Below are 15,070 nucleotides of genomic sequence, written 5' to 3'. Positions count from 1 at the left end.
TAATCTTGCCAGTTTTTAAAAAAAGTGGCACTTTCAGCCGCCAACTATACTTCATTTAACAATTCAATGACAGCATAGTAACCTTACACTTGGTCAGGTTTTGGCCTTTTATTTTAAAAGTTTGAAGTTTGTTACACGGAGAACCCAACAGAATGGCAGCCCAAAAACTTACAAGAGGTCGTTTTGCTCAAATAATCATCATGTTAACCTTGCTTCTGACGGCGTTTTTCTGGCGTACTATCACGCACAAAGATGCGATAGAAGTGGTGTGCGAACTCAAACCCGCGTGCACATTTGTTGTCGAAAACGACCGCTTCACCGCAAAATTTGAGGCAAACGAGATTATCATCACCAAGCCCAACACAAAGTGGCTGCTAAAATCGTTAGAATCACCGCAAACAATTACGGAAAGTGATACTGACTGGAGACTCGAGGCTCCCGTCAATGAAGCGTTAAGCCTAAGCTTGCAAGAGCTCAACAAGAGCAAAGAAGCGACAATCAAGTTTCGAATGTAACTGAGCCCAAATTTGGGATAATTAACGTCCTACAATCCATTTTGATAGCCAATGGCTCGAACAGTGAGATGTTAAATTTGACGCGAACGAGCGAGAAAACGTGCGACTTCTTCGTCGAAATCACAAATTATGAGCATCGCTCAGCATTAATAATCAGCTTTGGAAATCTTTGATTAACAAACTGATTATTAGGTATTTTATGGTAAATGCAGTTATGTTTAATGGAACATCTTATAGGATGGGTAGATTGGATAGGGAGTGGTCTTCCCTGTGTTTTCCTAAAGCCTATTTAACATAATATACATAATACGCACTCATTAACACGAGTAAATAGGCTGTCAGTTTGTATCGTAAACACTGCATAAGCGCCTGAAATCGCTGATAAACCTAGCCCGTTATACTTTTTTGCGATGTTTGCCCATACAGCTTTAATGTGTGGGTTTTCGTTGCGATCAGCGTGGCATCCAAGCAATGCAATTTCCGGATCGATTCCTGCGCCTTTAGCTAGAAAAATTGCTTCTTCATCAGACACATAACGAATGCCTTTGCGAATATTGCTCAGTTTCTGCGGCGTTAGATTCAAATCGTGGGCAATCTGCTTGTCTTGTATGTAGTTTTGCGCCTTTTTGTAGGCGTCTAACAGCTCATTTGCATACATAGAATTTCCTCTCTTTGCACATATCTTAGCTTGTTAATCCTGATTTTTCGCTATTGCCAATCCTGATTATGCAGGACTAGAATCCTGATAAATCGTTACTAGCTTGTATCTGTAACTTAATTTGGCTTGGTGGTTCGGGGTCGCTTGTCCTTGAAACATTCGATTAGAACCGCCGAGCCAATCCAATCTCGTTCAAGGTGGCTGATTGTGTTACGCACTGTAGAAACATCACAAGGACAATTCGAAACACTGGATTTCATTCCGGTTTCCGATCCTATGCGTACCGATTACGAGCGCGACTATCTCTTTGATCATCTCGACTCGTACACGGACCACACCAACCCGAACGTCTCTTACCGCTCTGTGCGTCGCCGCGCCCTCGCCGCTCAAATTTATTCGCACGACTTATCCGAGTTCATCAAGCCCAATCGCGCACACCCATGCGAACAACTGCTTAAACTGACTCGACGTCACGGCGATTTTGCGCCGCACATGATGCGCGCATTCACCAACATTCTTGAGCGTAAGAACTACGTCACCGCCTTGTCTATGCTCGAAGACGCTGACCAACGCTTACGAGAGAACGGCATCCGTTTCAGTCGCACCGACGAAGAGATTATCGAGCTGGCCAAAGCCAAAGCACGCGCGTTTGCGAAACAGCTCGTCGCCATCAAAGACGTGAACGCACGTTTTGAGCGCGCCGAATACTTACTGGACACACTCGGTTTGGCGTTTCGCCCTGAGCTTATCAAACAAAAAACCAAACGTGGTGAACTCGATGCCTTGGTCAAACGCGCTTGTTGTGACAAGTGGCTGCGTCGTCAGCTCCGTCGCCGCTACTTTAGCCAAGTGGAATCGGTCGCCCGTGACTTACTCTTGGTGCACAAAACTCAAGACGCGTATTGCTCACAATACAGTGTCGATGTGATGAAAACGCGCAAAGCCGACACCGAACAAGCGCTCATCAATACCGCGTGTTATCTCGAAGACGATCCGCAAACGTGGTTCACGCTCCAAGAACTCGCGTCCAAGTCCACATCCAACCCGATGATTCGCCGCGCTGAAATGTTTGTGCGTCTTCGCGCATTCGAAGATATTGCCAAAGAGTCGGGCCACCTTGCGATGTTCTACACGGTCACGGCCCCTAGTCGCTTTCATGTCTACAAAGGCGATGACATCAACCCAGCATGGAGTAAAGCTGGGAAGCCGTCGGCCCTTGATGCCCATCATCACTTGCTTGGCGTCACCAACGCGTTTCGCAAAGACCTCGATAAACTCGACATCAAAATTTATGGGCTGCGTATTGTCGAGCCACACCACGACGGAACGCCACACAATCACATGCTGTTTTTCATCAGCCCCGAGCACAAAGACACCGTGACCAAGCTATTGCGTCATCACGCGATGGCCGATTCACCCAAAGAGCCCGGCGCGAAAAAATACCGCTTTAAGTGTGAACAGATTGACTGGAAGCGCGGCTCTGCGGTTGGTTACGTTGCCAAGTACCTCTCCAAGAACATTGACGGCGCCAACATCGACACCGACAAAGACACACAACTCGATGGCAAATCTACCTCGTCGGCGGTGGTGTCGTTTAACCGCATTCAAGGCATACGCCAGTTTCAATTTTACGGTGGCCCATCGGTCACAGTGTGGCGTGAAATGCGCCGCTTTCGAGAAGAATTCAAAGAGGACGATGCTGTGATAGCAGGAAACACCCTTTCTAAGGATGAGCATTTTGTCCTAGAGACGATACGAAAAGCGGCGGATGACGGCGACTTTAAGCGCTTTGTCATGGCGATGGGCGGCGTGTTTGTCCGACGCCATGACCAAGAAGTCAAAGCGGCCTACGTCAAGAAAGTCAATGTTGAGGGCCTGTTTCGTCAAACCCGCTATGGCGACGAAATGAGCGCGGCCATTGCTGGCGTCATGTTCAAGGGCAAACTCATTCAAACCCGTTTCAAAGATTGGAAGTTTGCCAATAAGAAACAGTTCGTGCGTGGTATTCGCACCATGATGCAAGGCACCACGCTTGTGTTCGATTCACTCGAAGCGCAGCAAGAATACTTAGCCATGAAGCTGGAAGAGTACGAACGCATCCAAGAGCAAGCGGCCTTTTATTTTGATATGCCGTCGATTGAAGCGGCCATCCTATTTGACGGCGAGATATACACCCAATACGACTCCCCGCCCGATGGTTGTCCTAGTTGGGCGCAGCCCGACTGGGACAGCCATCAGGGCGGCTTGGACTTGTGTCACTAACTGTCGCTTAAATTTTTACCCCAAACGAAACCATCAATAAAGAGGACAAGCCATGAAAACCGAAGGACTGATTTTAGACCCGTCCGACATTCGCCAAGAAACGCGCATTGGCCGCGATGGCGAACATCAGACATTTGGCAAGTTGAATCTCATCACCACCAATCCGACCAACACCATTGAGGTGCGCATCTCCCCGGAGCTGTGGCAGAACGGAAAAGCCGGTGAACTGCTCAAAACACTCGTCGGCAATCGCTCGTCGTTTGACATTGAGTACAAGAAATTCAGCTTTGCGGATAACGACGGCAAACACGTATCGATGGACGGGTTCCATCTCTACGCCCTGCCCCAAACCAAATAAGTGAATCACCATGACCGATACCCAATTCATCGAGTTAATGGCCAGGCTAGACAACCTGCAACTGATGTTGTTCATCGCCTTGTGTCTGGTGCTGATGGGTATCGGTTGGTTTATCGGAGGTCAAAGATAAATGCTGTCTATTGAGTTCATGCTAGGCGCCTTTGGGACTGCCTTTATCTCTGGCCTTGTGGTCGGAAAACAACTGTTGATTTTCAAGCGTTCAGTTGAAATTTCAACGTCAAATTGATGGTTAGGTTAAAGGAGAATAACCATGAAAACACTGAAATCTAAAATCGCTGTCGGCCTTGCGCTCGCAATGACCGCTGGCGTCGCTTCTGCTGCGTTACCTGCTGACGCGCAAGGTGCTATCGATTCTATCGCCCTCTTTGTGGACGATATTCTTGTCGCCGTTTGGGGCATCGTGACGGTCGTCACGGTGGGCTTTGTGGGCATCAAGCTGTTCAAAAAAGGCGCCAACAAAGCGACCTAATCGCTTGGTCGTCGGGTGTTCAAGGCCCCGACATTTTCCCCTCGTGCAAACGGACATGGCATCATGAACATTAAACCAAGCATCTTCGCACTACTCGTTTTTATTGGTGTTTCGTTTAGTGCTCACTCAGCCAATCAATGGAAGTTAACGGGTGTCATTCCTCCGCGCATTGTTGATGACTTCAATCTCACCGAGGAACTTGGCTGTTTTCAAATGTCTGACCATTACACTAATTACTCTTTCCGCTATCAAAGCCTATGGCACGATTACAGCGAACTCGGTTACATCCAATTCATCGGCAATCGCTATTGGGGTTCGGGTTGTTCCGGTGAGTTTGAAACAAGCTCTTGGTATATGAACGTCCGACGTGAGTCGTGCGACCTTGGTGAAAATCCCGACGGCACTTGTAAAAACACTTGCCAGTTCTTCGCCGATGATGGCCGCGTGATGAATCGCAGTTGGGAGCCGTATATCTACGGCATGGACGTCACAGGGTCACGTTATGGCAGCGCCGAAACTCAGTATTGCGAGCTGCGCCGTATCAATAGTACGGTCTGTACGGTGGGCGATTTTGGTATTACCCCCGCTGATTCCTGTACCAGTGACTTTGTGTTTACGGGCGCCCTTTCAACGAGCGATTCAGAATTCTTTGGCGGCACACCGCCGGGCACCTGCTCACCCGGTGTGGCGACCTATCCCGCTTGCTTAGGCGCCATTGACCCGACTAATCCGATTGATACGCCAAACCAAGACTTTGACCGCGACACGGCCACACCCTCTGACCCTTCCGCGCCAAGTTTTAGCAAACCCGAACCCGATGAAGTCACGCCAACGGACACCACCGACACCGCTGTTCTCGAAGCCATCACCAATTTAAACCGGGACAGCAACCTTGGCTTTGAAGCACTGAGCACTGACCTCAACGATGGCTTTACCCAAGTGAATGACACACTGGCCGACTTGGTATTGTCGAGTGATGCCATTGGCCAAACCGCCGTTGACCAACTCAATCAGGACTATCAAATCTACCTCAACACCAAAGATTTGATGCTCCACCAAACCAACACGATTGCCGAGGGCGCCGATGCCGTCGTCAGTAACTTGCATGGCCAAACGTCTGCACTCAGTAATCAATTGGCGTCATCCACCGACACCATGACCGACAACTTAGAGAATTTAGGCGATCGGATTGTCGATAAACTCGATGCCGTTTCACTGACCGATGGCGTGTGTAACCCGAATGATGATCCGTTGAACTGTGAAGGGGTCAACGGCCTAGACACGGACTTGGCCACACGTATACACAACGAGGTCAACTCGTCCGTCGCAGAGCAGTTCGACGCCATTGAAGCCGACATGATGTACAACGCAAATGAGTACACCAACGATTACTACTTCAACGACGCGCTGCAACCTGTGAAAAATGTCGTGCGCCGTTTGGAATGGTTGTTTCCCTACTCCATTAAAGAGTGCACATCGTTCACCATGCCCTCGCCGTTTGGCGTGGTCGATTTCGGTTGTGAGTTCTCCGTTCAGTTCAAAATCGTTGCGTCATTCTTGATTTATCTCTACACGGTTTGGTCGTTGGTTGACATCCTGCTCAATGGCGTGACCCCGGCTCCCGGTACGGTTCCGCATCGCTCGCGAGGTATTTAATATGGCACTTCCACTGCTCCCCATTCTCGGTACGCTCGGTAATGCGCTTAAAATTCCGTCTCTGGCCATCTTTTTAGGTCAGATTGCCTCAAACATTTTGGGTTGGTTCGCGGTTCGCATGACCCGCTCTTTGGCCATCAACCTCACCATTTTGACCCTGTTAATAGGGCTTGCCGGGACCATTGCGACGACCATCTATTTTTCGGTCATGAGCATTTCGTACGTTACACCCCCTTACCTTAATCAAGCGTTCGCCTACTTTGTTCCCAATAACGCGATCCCTTGTATGAGCTGCGTTTTGTCTGCGCGCGTTCTTCGTTGGCTTTGGGCGTGGCAGTTCTACGCCATCACTAAAGTGTCGAGCTAATGGCGGTTTACTTTGTCACAGGTAAGCTTGGCGCGGGGAAATCCTTGACCTCGGTGGGCCGCATACGTGAAGCCTTTGAGCGTGGTGTGCCTGTCGCCACCAACCTCAACATCAACTTGGCCGCCATGCTAGGTCGTAATAAACGCAATACTCGCCTGTATCGGGTACCGGATAAGCCGTCATTAGCGGATTTACAAGCGCTCGGTAAAGGCAATGCGTCTTACGATGAAAGTAAAAACGGGCTGCTTGTCTTAGATGAGTGCGGCACGTGGTTTAACTCGCGCACATGGAACGATAAGAGCCGCCAAGACGTCATCAACTGGTTTTTGCATGCGCGTAAACTCGGTTGGGACATCATCTTCATTGTCCAAGACATTTCGATAGTCGATAAGCAAGCACGGCTCGCGTTGGCTGAACATACGGTGTTTTGTCGCCGTTTAGACCGGATGCAAATACCGATTATCTCCACGCTAATTCGTGTTATCACGCTCGGTCAACTGCGCTTGAGGCTTCCCAAGCTGCACATTGGCATTGTGAAGTACGGCGACAACGCCCAATCGTTGACCGTGGACAAGTGGCACCTTTGGGGCACCGACTTGTACGCCAGTTACGACACCAAACAAGCGTTTTCTGACCATTACGAACACAGTACCTACAGCGTGTTGCCGTCTTGGTATACCCACGGACGTTACACTGTCCCTTTTACACCGAGAAACCTTATGCGCATTACAAAGATTTACTGCCGCCAGTATTCACGCCTGACGATGTTTACCCTTGGCGTGATTGTGAGCTTTGTCCTCATGCAACTGGTGACGCCAACCCCAAGCCCCGCCCCTCAAACCGTCGCGACTGCACCTGACACCGTCGCCACTCACATTGATGTGTCCGGGGCGAAAATCGTCAGCTTCATGCGTGCGCCCAATGCGCCGCTTTACTTCGAGATTGATAAGAACGGCAAACGCTTCAACAGCGTTGAACTCGCCTCATTGGGTTACACCTTTGAAGCCGATAGCCGTTGTCAAATTCGCATCATTCAAGGTGATCGCCATGAACAAGTGTTTTGCTAATTTCCTGCTCATCGGCCTATTGGCCATCACGCCCGCGCTCCACGCAGAGCCGAGTACCTTTGAAACATCCAACACGCCAATTGAAGATTTCGTCTCTTGGGGCGCGCGAGAGCTCAATCAGCCGATTGTGTTAGGCCCGGGTGTTGTCGGTACGGTGAGTTTTACCGCGCCCAATCTTGACCCGAGCGAATACGCATCGTTTTTTAATAACGTCCTGAGTGCGCACGGCTATTGGATACAGTACGAAAAAGGCTTATATGTCGTTAAGCCTACGGGCGATGCCATCATTAACATCGAGCCGTCATTGGTCAAACTATTTCGACTCACTCATGTGCGAAACTCGAAAGTCAGCACCCTACTTCAATCAACCCTCGCGGCGACTGCCAAGCAACACGTCAACAACGCCCCTGCGAGCAACTTCACCGTGGAAGTGCTGCCGACGACCAACGCTTTGCTTGTGACGGGCACGCAAGACCAACTTGCCAGTATTGACGCCCTGATTGCCGGCATTGACCGACCTCAGCGCCAAGTCTTTATTGAAGCCGCCATTACTGAAACCTCGTTTGATGACTCTCAAGAAGTTGGCGTAAACATGAAACTGGCACTGGATAAAGCTGGGTTTATCACCAACACCTCGATTTTTGACTTAGCGACGGATAACGCGCTCATCTACAGTGGCGGAGACTTTGAGGCATTCTTGAAAGCAGTCAAAACAAACGAAAACACGCAGTTGCTGTCACGGCCAACGATTCTTGTCATGGACCGCGAGCGCGGTTATGTGACGGTAGGTCAGAACGTGCCTTTCCTTGTGGCCAGTGAAGTGACCGACGGCGGCAAGACGATTCAGCAAATCGAGCGCCAAGATGTCGGTGTCTCGTTAGAAGTGACTCCGCACGTTGTTGAGGGTGGTGTTATCCTGCAAATCAGTCAGGAATCGTCATCGGTCACGAACTCCACCATTGCGGCCGACATCATCACCAACAAGCGAACACTTCAAACCGTTGTGAACATCAAAGACGGTCAAACCATCATGCTAGGCGGGTTGATCTCTTCCGACGACCGCAAGCGCGTATCCGGTGTTCCCGTCCTGATGGACATCCCCGTTCTGGGGAATCTGTTCCGCTCCGAGCGCAATGAGAAAGTCGATAAAGAACTGCGCATCATCATCAAAACCACCGTTCTTTAAGTCCAGATTCAGACAAGATGCTATATAGCTTTGCTATGTAGATCGCGTCTGAATCCGACAAGCGATAGCGCGTCAGTTAAGCCAGTGATCTCATTTGCAAGAAAAAAATAAGCATCTTGTTTAATATTTCTGCTATACATAAGTTTTCTTGGTACGTACGGAGTACGCATTGTGATTGAGCTGATAATCATCGGGATCTGTGGTTTCTACATTTACAGTAAGTTTTCGACGCCAAAAGCAAAGTCAAAAAAGCTGAAAGTAATGCCCGGTCAACGTAAACCGCCGGGCTTTAGTCAGGCTAATACAGCTCCAGTACCAACACATCCAAAGAAAGAGCCATTGCCAGCCTGTGTGCCACATAAAAAGTCTGAGTACCTGACGACACCCAATGAGAGAAAATTCCACGCAGCTTTGCTTGATGCTTTACCAAACGGCTACACGGTTCATTGTCAAACGGCATTAATGGCATTAGTTCAACCGGTACAGCGTAAAAACAACTCTCGGACGTGGGCCAAAAGAATGGATTTCGTAATCACTGACATGGACACCAGAGTCGTTGCAGTCATTGAGCTTGATGACAGTAGCCACGCTCGGCATGACCGCCAAAAGCGTGACTATTACGTCAATCAAGCGTTGGAGGGGCATCACCCACTCTTGAGGGTTCAAAGCAGCAGAGCGTATTGTTCTTCCGATATACAAAGTTTGATTGCAAACATTGATGAGCTTAGTCATGAGCGTGCAACACACCAAATAGCTACAACGTCATAATGGTGTATGCCCCCGACTGGTATTACGGGGGTAAATTTCACCATTCTTCAACGCTTACACGAATAGGTTTGTACCATAGTCGTTTGTTATGCGATAGTTATTAACATTTTTGTAACCAACGAGATTGAGGTATATTCAGGATTTAAGAACAACTATACAGGGATTGTAATGAAACAACATTTATTTATAACTACTCCACTAGCTATACTTCTATCTACTTCTGTATATGCAAATTCACAACAACAGTTTGATCATGATCGAAGTGGCTTTTATATCGCAGTTGGATCCTATGATCATACAATTGAAGTTGAAGACTTAGACCTTTCACCAAGTCAGGCTTTTGGACTAAAAGTAGGATACGATTATCAAATTTCAGAACCTTTTGCCATAGGTACAGAAATCGAATATACCTTTCCTGCAGAGTACAAATTAATTAGCAACGTTGGCTCTGTGAAGTACGACTACAGTTCACTTAGTCTCAGCATGAAGCCAAAATATTACCTAGCTGACTCTGGGCTTTATATTGGAGGAATTATAGGCTTAACCCAGCATATAATTGATGGAGCTACTACACTAAACGGAATGACAATAGAAGGTACAGACACTGAATCCGATATATCCTTTGGCGCTGAAATTGGATATGAAACTGAGTCTGGGGTTCTAGTCACTGCAACCTATAGAAAAGCAGATGCTGATATTGATACGGTCCCAACTGATATCTCTAATATTAGTGTAAGTCTTGGCTATAAGTTCTAAAACTAATCCTTGGGCCTAGCACAGGCCCATTTTCACTGTAAAGAAGATATTTTGAAGCTTCGCATAACGCCGCGTTAAGTAGTGAGCAACGCTACCACCACACCTAAACTAATGTGCCGTAAACACTAAAGCTGAGTCAAACCGAAAATGCCGAGCGTTGCGAATCTGCCTTAAACGCCTTGTATGGATAATAAGCACTCCAATCGGGTAAGGTGAGACCCAGACTTGTTAGGCTAAAGTTCTATGGGCGCGAATTCTTCAGTAATAGCTTTGCACATTTTGTTTACGACATCATCAGACACATCATTTGAATCTCGAAGCCTATTGACGTGTTCATCCAATGAAGCTAGAAACTCTGAGTTTGTCATAAGACAATTAAATTCGTTGATATACTTTTCAAAACGCTCAAAAACTGATTTTTGAAACAATACTGTATATTCATCAACCATGTCTCCTTTTGCTTCATGGCCAGTGAAAGGATCAATTAGCTTTGGTACATAAACAATGTTCCAAGGGGCTGTGAAAGCATATACGTTTTTGGTCCTGCCAAATACGTGCGATATTTGATAGTTTCTTAATGGCTGATATTGCTTACTTGTTGTTTTTGAAAAGCCCGTTAACTGTCTGATTAGTTTGGTCGGCTCCGCATTATTCGTTGAATCTTTCACGACATTATGATTTCGGAGCACTTCCGAATAAAGGTTTTGAAATAAACGCGTACCGCTTGCATTCCGACCGAACCCTCGGATGTATACAGTCTGGTTTGTTTCGATGCGCTTTTTAAGATCAGCCCAGCACTGACTTGCTTGACTCTCTTCCGCATAAATTGTTTCGCTAAGCCCAAATTCGAAAAAGTCATCCTTTGTCAGCCCCATACGATCTAAAAAAGCTATATATGAATCACGCATGATTATCTCCTTTAGCCTAACGCCGCGTTAAGTGGTGAGCAACGCAGACCACCCTACCTAAACCACTGTGCCGTAAACACTAAAGCTGAATCAAACTGAAAATGCCAAGCGTTGGGAATCCGTCTTAAACGCTTTGTTATGTGCGTCTTAAAGTTGTTCTAAGTATTCTTTAAGCTGCTCAAGTATCCACTTATCTTCAGAAGCAATAAAACCATTTTCATCAAGTTTATCGAGAAATTCAGTTATCTGAGGATGATAGCTAATTAAGCCCAAAATTAGTGATACAACGTCATCTCGATTCCGATCAAAAGCAAGCTTGATAGCACAAAAAATCCGGCTTAATTCTGGAAGTGTTAACAGCTTTAATCGACTTTTGAATTGTTCTTTTTGCAAATCGGAAACTGTTGGGAAATACCATGACAAGCGATAACCAACTTCACCTATAATGTCGCTATCACTATCGGATGAAAAGAATATGGATATAAGCCTTTTCCATGAATCTTCTTTCGATGATTGAGTGGAGTCAACGACTTGCTCTTGAATAACGACCAGTTTCTCCACGTCCTCTTTCGTTACCGGAAGTTCATAGTATTGATGCGCTAACTTTATTAACTCGTTTAGCCCTTGCCCTATTTCAAGCACATTACTTTTATTAATTTTTTGCTTGATTATAGGTGGCTTGTCGTTTTCAAGTATCACACTAGCGTGTTTCGTAAGATCAAACCAAGACGCTTTTTTAAGGGTTGGAGAGTAAACTACACCAATAGCAGGAATACGTAATTGTTGCCAATATTCAAAATGAGCCTTACTGGATTTAAATGAGAAAATCTCTGAATGATTGTCTACAAAAGAATCTCCACTTTTAACTTGAACACCTAGTAGCATACCTGTAGCTGTGCCATCATCAGAAACTAACTCTAATTGCCCATCAACACCTACATCAGTTGATGACGTTTCTCTGAATATGACTCCCTCTGTCGAAAATACATATCCTGCATAGTGGACTCCAGCCCTACTGACCAATTCACTTTTTGGTGCTTTCACTTTCAATACTTCTCCTAAGCACATAACGCCGCATTAAGGTGTGAGCGACGCTTGGCTATACTTGAGCGAAGCGAAAACGCCAAGCGTTGCGAATCACTCTTAAATGCTTTGTTAGTTGCGTTGTACCCATGCTTGCGGAATGGAAACCACATTTAGCTCATAGTACTTAGGTTCATACACCTGACGTTCCTCCGCAAGATAAGCCACAGCTACATCACAGGCTAAAACAGACTTAATTTGTTCCATACATATTAACTGGGATTTGGATATGCGATCTGCTTGTTTCTTAACTTCAACGAACAAAACTGATCCATCATCTTTATATAGGAATAAGTCCGGTTCCCCTGAAGTTAAACCTTGCCTTAGAGACTTGAACATTGCCAACCTAATTGGGTCGATATATTTAGCGACCAAAGCACGCCCTTGAGTGTACTTGTCATTACTTAACTCCCAGTCGCCAAGTGCATAAAACGCTGTACCCTGCCACCCTAGTTCAAGATACTTTTTAAGAGCATAGTACTCACCAAAGTGATAATTAGGCTGGTTATAAACATCTTTAGGTACGAACAAGGAATCTGGGATCCAACCCTTTTCACCTTCCTTCCATTCTTCAAGGAGCGCATTTGGATACGTAAATACTGTTTCTTTAAGTACGAACTTCATCAAATTTCCTTTGAGCAACTAACGCTTATTAGGTGACTTTTTGCCGTCTATCCTCACAACTGCAACCATCTAATACAGCTCCACCTAAACCGTCCGCTTAGAATTATGCATTAAAACACATAGTTAATAAAGTGAGCTAAGAACGACTACTCTCGAAAAGTGCATTGCGCATCCTATGATTATTTACGCTCCTAGCCCCCTTATACTTGCCTACGTTAGTAAGGCTTTCTTCCCTTGATGCGAGCTATCGCCCTAGCATACTTAATCAACTTGGCTGTGGTTTTGATTTCCAGCTCAGACTGTATCTCTAAAAGAGCAATACCTGTTAATACTTGCTGCGCTGTTACGCTTCTTCCTGTGGGGAGCAACATGTACTCGTTGCACATTTTAAATTGTTCCCAATCTTCATGCTTTGATAGCTCCCGTCCACTACACCACCTCATCAGTCGTTTACACTCCTTCGGTATCTCCTTTCCCTTGTCCCACTCTTTGACTGTCCTCACACTTTTAAAACAAAGTTCTGAGGTCTCTTTGACCGATAGCCCGCATTCTAATTCACGAAAAATATAATTCTTGGTCATTTTGCGGTACTTCATTATGGAAACTCCTAAAAACAGGAGTTTGCGCAATTTGTTGATATGAAACAAGATTTACCATAAGTGCACATAATACGCACTCGTTATGTAGGCACAATCAAGTTGTGTCAGGTTCTAGTCTAGCTATTTATAGTTATCCTTATTCGCTTAATTAAATTTTTGAGCTTTGAGGGCCTCAACCGATGCTACTTCCCATGAGTGGCCAAGAAATTAATCGCTTCTAAATACGATACCGCCTTCATCAAATCCAAGGGAGACATCCTTAACGTTTATCGAGTCAGCTAAGTCAATATAGCGCCTTTTCTTTGGCACATTTCCCCCGGGGCGATCCTAGTAACCGACGTTATCCTGCTGCTTTTGTTGGTTCAACTGCTAAGATTTGAGTTTAGATTTTTCGCGCTAGTTTGCTTATCAGGTTAATTGGTGGTTTGTATTTACCTCAAGCAAATTAGTTATAGTGCCTAATATCTACTGACATGGATATGAATGATGGCATGTGGTATTGAGGATTTGTAACGCTTTCCTTTGGGAATCACTTTCTTTGACTGGTCACATACCTGATGATCACCAGATGAGTTAACTCGGATAACTTTCAGATACTTATCGTCAAATTTGGTGTGTACGTATACGTCACAAAAACCTTGAACACCCGATTTGTTTAACTGCTTAAGCACTTGTTTCTTGATCTTTTTTGCGACAGTGTAACGCTCTGCATCATCAGCAAAAGCTGAGAATGCGTGAAAGAAACAAAAGAGAAAGATTAGTAAAGATTTCATGTGGTCACCTCCTCTACCACCTTACGTATTGCATGGTGGCGTGGTGAGACTAGATGACCGTTTTACGACGAGGCACTTTAAATATCATGCGAAAGCCATACGTTAATGGGCTTTCTTTCCGGATTTCGATTTAAACCCTTGGTGTGGAAATACATTTCTAATACGTTGCTGGACCTTTTTAGGGACTTGCTTAGAGAACACAAGTTTAGTCCCGGTTCGTTGTTGATACACTTTCAACTCACCATCAAAAGGCGTTCTTTCCGCAATCTCTAAGACATTGTGGCGAAAGCTTGGTGGGAAATGGCCTTTCTCGCTTTCTAATTTTCCGTTTACGAACTTCGCTTTTAAAATCGGTCTATCGACGGCGACTAACCAAAAGATAACGACCGCCGCAATAACAATCACATACAACATACAAACCCCTTAATCTAACAGCTTACTTAAATCTTCTTTCAAGCTACTTACCGTCTTACTCGCTTTTTCGCTGCGCGATGCCTCGGTGAGTAAGTATTCGATAGCGTCTGATAAGGTACACCCCAACTCATTGGCGCGATAAGACAGCTTCTCCCATACACGATAATCAAGATCGATGGACTTCTTCTTAGTGTGGATTTGTTCCGCATTAAAGTGACGCTTTCTTTTGGCTCGGATTGCTTGCTTTAACTTGATGTCCAACTCGGGCGACATGTGCTTGTCTATCCATTCGAGAACTTTTACTGGCTCGTGCTGGATTTGCTGAAGAGACTTAACAGCGGTCTCGGCTTCACTTCGATCAACATAGCGTGTAATTGACTCACCGGCCTTCCATTTGTTGATGAGATAAGTCCACTTCCATCCGCATTCCAAGTTTTCCAATTGTTGGTATTTCATGTCAGCCGTTCCCTAGTCGTTCTTCCCCTAACCGTTTGAGTGACAGCGTAACTCACAACGCGCTGAGTTGAAAGTGATTTGTGAGCAAATTAAGAGCAAGATCAATGACACGGTGCGTTATTGCCCGTTA

Annotated in this window: 18 protein-coding genes; 10 read left to right on the top strand and 8 right to left on the bottom strand. The window is 46.0% G+C overall.

Annotated elements, in window-relative coordinates; all coding sequences use genetic code 11:
• Nucleotides 1-200: 200 nt before the first annotated feature.
• Nucleotides 201-515, top strand: a complete 315-nt coding sequence (locus AC6R03_RS09795; protein WP_500631072.1) for a hypothetical protein — start codon at nucleotides 201-203, stop codon at nucleotides 513-515.
• A 289-nt stretch (nucleotides 516-804) separates the two neighbouring features.
• Here AC6R03_RS09795 and AC6R03_RS09790 read toward each other — a convergent pair whose 3' ends face one another.
• Nucleotides 805-1,173, bottom strand: a complete 369-nt coding sequence (locus tag AC6R03_RS09790; protein WP_500631071.1) for a DUF3693 domain-containing protein — start codon at nucleotides 1,171-1,173, stop codon at nucleotides 805-807.
• A gap of 207 nt (nucleotides 1,174-1,380) precedes the next feature.
• On the opposite strand from AC6R03_RS09790, the gene AC6R03_RS09785 reads away from it, so the two are divergent.
• The 9 genes from AC6R03_RS09785 to AC6R03_RS09745 all read left to right on the top strand — a co-directional run bounded on the left by AC6R03_RS09785 (nucleotide 1,381) and on the right by AC6R03_RS09745 (nucleotide 10,083).
• Complete coding sequence (locus AC6R03_RS09785) at nucleotides 1,381-3,435, top strand: replication endonuclease (RefSeq protein WP_500631070.1); 2,055 nt, start codon at nucleotides 1,381-1,383, stop codon at nucleotides 3,433-3,435.
• A gap of 52 nt (nucleotides 3,436-3,487) precedes the next feature.
• Nucleotides 3,488-3,793, top strand: a complete 306-nt coding sequence (locus tag AC6R03_RS09780) for a chemotaxis protein (RefSeq protein ID WP_500631069.1) — start codon at nucleotides 3,488-3,490, stop codon at nucleotides 3,791-3,793.
• Nucleotides 3,794-4,064: 271 nt separating this feature from the next.
• A complete protein-coding gene (locus AC6R03_RS09775) occupies nucleotides 4,065-4,283 on the top strand; it encodes a major coat protein (protein ID WP_500631068.1) in 219 nt (72 codons plus the stop codon).
• A gap of 63 nt (nucleotides 4,284-4,346) precedes the next feature.
• Nucleotides 4,347-5,939: a hypothetical protein gene (locus AC6R03_RS09770; protein ID WP_500631067.1), complete on the top strand. Its 1,593-nt coding sequence runs from the start codon at nucleotides 4,347-4,349 to the stop codon at nucleotides 5,937-5,939.
• 1 nt (nucleotide 5,940) lies between these two features.
• Entirely contained in the window at nucleotides 5,941-6,306 is a 366-nt protein-coding gene (locus AC6R03_RS09765; protein WP_500631066.1) for a DUF5455 family protein, read from the top strand.
• A complete protein-coding gene (locus AC6R03_RS09760) occupies nucleotides 6,306-7,373 on the top strand; it encodes a zonular occludens toxin domain-containing protein (RefSeq protein WP_500631065.1) in 1,068 nt (355 codons plus the stop codon). The genes AC6R03_RS09765 and AC6R03_RS09760 overlap by 1 nt, the downstream gene beginning before the upstream one ends.
• Entirely contained in the window at nucleotides 7,354-8,559 is a 1,206-nt protein-coding gene (locus tag AC6R03_RS09755; protein ID WP_500631064.1) for a secretin GspD/PilQ domain-containing protein, read from the top strand. Before AC6R03_RS09760 ends, AC6R03_RS09755 begins: the two co-directional genes overlap by 20 nt.
• A gap of 171 nt (nucleotides 8,560-8,730) precedes the next feature.
• Nucleotides 8,731-9,327 carry a DUF2726 domain-containing protein gene (locus AC6R03_RS09750; RefSeq protein WP_500631063.1) on the top strand — a complete coding sequence of 199 codons (597 nt, stop codon included), beginning with the start codon at nucleotides 8,731-8,733 and terminating at the stop codon, nucleotides 9,325-9,327.
• A 168-nt stretch (nucleotides 9,328-9,495) separates the two neighbouring features.
• Entirely contained in the window at nucleotides 9,496-10,083 is a 588-nt protein-coding gene (locus AC6R03_RS09745; RefSeq protein WP_500631062.1) for an outer membrane beta-barrel protein, read from the top strand.
• A 233-nt stretch (nucleotides 10,084-10,316) separates the two neighbouring features.
• Here AC6R03_RS09745 and AC6R03_RS09740 read toward each other — a convergent pair whose 3' ends face one another.
• The 7 genes from AC6R03_RS09740 to matP form a co-directional block, all read right to left on the bottom strand.
• Entirely contained in the window at nucleotides 10,317-10,991 is a 675-nt protein-coding gene (locus AC6R03_RS09740; protein ID WP_500631061.1) for a PM1201 family protein, read from the bottom strand.
• Nucleotides 10,992-11,138: 147 nt separating this feature from the next.
• Nucleotides 11,139-12,035, bottom strand: a complete 897-nt coding sequence (locus AC6R03_RS09735) for a DUF4365 domain-containing protein (RefSeq protein ID WP_229024303.1) — start codon at nucleotides 12,033-12,035, stop codon at nucleotides 11,139-11,141.
• Nucleotides 12,036-12,146: 111 nt separating this feature from the next.
• Nucleotides 12,147-12,698 carry a VRR-NUC domain-containing protein gene (locus AC6R03_RS09730; RefSeq protein WP_500631060.1) on the bottom strand — a complete coding sequence of 184 codons (552 nt, stop codon included), beginning with the start codon at nucleotides 12,696-12,698 and terminating at the stop codon, nucleotides 12,147-12,149.
• A 215-nt stretch (nucleotides 12,699-12,913) separates the two neighbouring features.
• Nucleotides 12,914-13,294 (bottom strand): regulator, encoded by a 381-nt coding sequence (locus AC6R03_RS09725; protein WP_500631059.1) that lies wholly within the window; start codon nucleotides 13,292-13,294, stop codon nucleotides 12,914-12,916.
• A gap of 461 nt (nucleotides 13,295-13,755) precedes the next feature.
• Nucleotides 13,756-14,070: a hypothetical protein gene (locus AC6R03_RS09720; protein ID WP_500631058.1), complete on the bottom strand. Its 315-nt coding sequence runs from the start codon at nucleotides 14,068-14,070 to the stop codon at nucleotides 13,756-13,758.
• A 102-nt stretch (nucleotides 14,071-14,172) separates the two neighbouring features.
• Nucleotides 14,173-14,484 carry a DUF3634 family protein gene (locus AC6R03_RS09715; protein ID WP_487901990.1) on the bottom strand — a complete coding sequence of 104 codons (312 nt, stop codon included), beginning with the start codon at nucleotides 14,482-14,484 and terminating at the stop codon, nucleotides 14,173-14,175.
• A 9-nt stretch (nucleotides 14,485-14,493) separates the two neighbouring features.
• Nucleotides 14,494-14,940: a macrodomain Ter protein MatP gene (matP, locus tag AC6R03_RS09710; protein ID WP_500631057.1), complete on the bottom strand. Its 447-nt coding sequence runs from the start codon at nucleotides 14,938-14,940 to the stop codon at nucleotides 14,494-14,496.
• Nucleotides 14,941-15,070 lie beyond the last annotated feature (130 nt).

It is taken from the genome of Vibrio sp. R10-SG-ISO4 (genome assembly GCF_059834135.1).
Note: the sequence above shows the minus strand (reverse complement) of the source record. Positions and strands in the feature narration are given on the sequence as shown.

What these genes read in the sequence shown, in the direction of transcription:
- AC6R03_RS09795 (WP_500631072.1), top strand. Translation starts at nt 201, where the DNA reads ATGTTAACCTTGCTTCTGACGGCGTTTTTCTGGCGTACTATCACGCAC.
- AC6R03_RS09790 (WP_500631071.1), bottom strand. Translation starts at nt 1,173, where the DNA reads ATGTATGCAAATGAGCTGTTAGACGCCTACAAAAAGGCGCAAAACTAC.
- AC6R03_RS09780 (WP_500631069.1), top strand. Translation starts at nt 3,488, where the DNA reads ATGAAAACCGAAGGACTGATTTTAGACCCGTCCGACATTCGCCAAGAA.
- AC6R03_RS09775 (WP_500631068.1), top strand. Translation starts at nt 4,065, where the DNA reads ATGAAAACACTGAAATCTAAAATCGCTGTCGGCCTTGCGCTCGCAATG.
- AC6R03_RS09770 (WP_500631067.1), top strand. Translation starts at nt 4,347, where the DNA reads ATGAACATTAAACCAAGCATCTTCGCACTACTCGTTTTTATTGGTGTT.
- AC6R03_RS09765 (WP_500631066.1), top strand. Translation starts at nt 5,941, where the DNA reads ATGGCACTTCCACTGCTCCCCATTCTCGGTACGCTCGGTAATGCGCTT.
- AC6R03_RS09760 (WP_500631065.1), top strand. Translation starts at nt 6,306, where the DNA reads ATGGCGGTTTACTTTGTCACAGGTAAGCTTGGCGCGGGGAAATCCTTG.
- AC6R03_RS09755 (WP_500631064.1), top strand. Translation starts at nt 7,354, where the DNA reads ATGAACAAGTGTTTTGCTAATTTCCTGCTCATCGGCCTATTGGCCATC.
- AC6R03_RS09745 (WP_500631062.1), top strand. Translation starts at nt 9,496, where the DNA reads ATGAAACAACATTTATTTATAACTACTCCACTAGCTATACTTCTATCT.
- AC6R03_RS09740 (WP_500631061.1), bottom strand. Translation starts at nt 10,991, where the DNA reads ATGCGTGATTCATATATAGCTTTTTTAGATCGTATGGGGCTGACAAAG.
- AC6R03_RS09730 (WP_500631060.1), bottom strand. Translation starts at nt 12,698, where the DNA reads ATGAAGTTCGTACTTAAAGAAACAGTATTTACGTATCCAAATGCGCTC.
- AC6R03_RS09725 (WP_500631059.1), bottom strand. Translation starts at nt 13,294, where the DNA reads ATGAAGTACCGCAAAATGACCAAGAATTATATTTTTCGTGAATTAGAA.
- AC6R03_RS09720 (WP_500631058.1), bottom strand. Translation starts at nt 14,070, where the DNA reads ATGAAATCTTTACTAATCTTTCTCTTTTGTTTCTTTCACGCATTCTCA.
- AC6R03_RS09715 (WP_487901990.1), bottom strand. Translation starts at nt 14,484, where the DNA reads ATGTTGTATGTGATTGTTATTGCGGCGGTCGTTATCTTTTGGTTAGTC.
- matP (WP_500631057.1), bottom strand. Translation starts at nt 14,940, where the DNA reads ATGAAATACCAACAATTGGAAAACTTGGAATGCGGATGGAAGTGGACT.